The following is a 306-nucleotide window of genomic DNA, read 5'->3' as shown; positions in this document are numbered from 1 at the left end:
ATAAAATAGAAAAGTCTGCAGATCCAGTTATTGGAAAGCTTTTGCAGCATCCAGATATGGATCCAGCAGGTATTTATAGCATGCCGAATATGACAAATCCTGCCAGCGTAAATTGTTATGCGGCTGCACTAGATTTTTTGGCGAGCAGATATAGCAGACCAGATGCAAAATATGGCCGAATAAATCATTGGATCATGCACAATGAGGTAGATGCAGGTTGGGTTTGGACAAATATGGGTGACAAGCCTGCTTCGGTTTTTATGGATGCCTATGTAAAGTCTATGCGGATGTGTTATGCCATCGCGC

The 306-nt window shown here is 42.5% G+C and carries 1 protein-coding gene; it reads left to right on the top strand.

Annotated elements, in window-relative coordinates:
* Positions 1-306, top strand: a 306-nt coding sequence (locus tag GBG68_RS14225) for a DUF5722 domain-containing protein (protein ID WP_226801818.1), incomplete at both ends; no start/stop codon positions are given.

Source organism: Alkalilimnicola sp. S0819, from assembly GCF_009295635.1.
GTDB lineage: Bacteria > Pseudomonadota > Gammaproteobacteria > Nitrococcales > WHIW01 > S0819.
The sequence above is the reverse complement of the archived record's forward strand: the minus strand, read 5'-3'. Positions and strand labels throughout refer to the sequence as shown.